Source organism: Exiguobacterium sp. s7 (assembly GCF_018618195.1).
Classification (GTDB): domain Bacteria; phylum Bacillota; class Bacilli; order Exiguobacteriales; family Exiguobacteriaceae; genus Exiguobacterium; species Exiguobacterium mexicanum_A.
Window position 1 is genome coordinate 1 of record NZ_JACSLO010000040.1, and the last position, 670, is coordinate 670.

1 protein-coding gene and 1 pseudogene are annotated in these 670 nt (G+C 55.4%); both read right to left on the reverse strand.

Going from position 1 to position 670, the window contains the following annotated elements:
- A pseudogene (locus KNP79_RS15640) lies at positions 1-246 on the reverse strand (RNA-guided endonuclease TnpB family protein); the annotation flags it as partial.
- Positions 247-250: 4 nt separating this feature from the next.
- On the reverse strand, positions 251-649 hold the full coding sequence (tnpA, locus tag KNP79_RS15645) for an IS200/IS605 family transposase (protein WP_214708478.1): 399 nt from the start codon (positions 647-649) through the stop codon (positions 251-253).
- Positions 650-670: the final 21 nt, after the last annotated feature.

Genomic DNA, 670 nt, shown 5'->3' on the forward strand with positions numbered 1-670 from the left:
CTGGAAGTCCTTCTTCTTCGCCCTCTTGAACATGCTCTTCGCGTCCTGGATGGCCTGGTTCTTGACGGCGCTCGGCAGGTCCGCCGTGACATGTTTGCTCGTCAGATTCAAGCTCTCTCGGGCCTGCACCATGGCCGCGACGAGCTGGTTCGCCGTGCGGATGTAGGTGTCCATCATCCGCTCCAAGATTGATCGTTGCGCTTTCGTCGGATGGAGCTTGATGTTCACGGTCAATGTCTGCGACACGGTCTCATCCCCTTGTCTTTTGATCCTCGACATAACGTTTGATGGTCTCGCTGGAGACGTTTCCCGCCGTCGACACGAAGAAGGATCTCGTCCAGAGGCTCGTGAGATGTGTGAGGTGCGGGAACTCCTCCCTGAGCCGCTTCGACGAGACGCCTTTGATGCGCGCCATGATGTCGGACGGGCTAATGGATGGCAATGCGGATAAGAATAGATGCGTGTGGTCCCGGTCGCACTCGATGGCGAGGAGGTGGATGTCGAGCCCTTCACAGACATCGTGGACGATCTCTTTGAACCGTCGCTCGAACAGGTCGTCATCGAACAGTTTTCGGCGATACCTCGGGCAGAACACGAAATGATAATGGAGCATCGACACGGTGGTGTTGGTTCTTCGATAGTTGTTCATACGTTTATCGTATCACTTTGT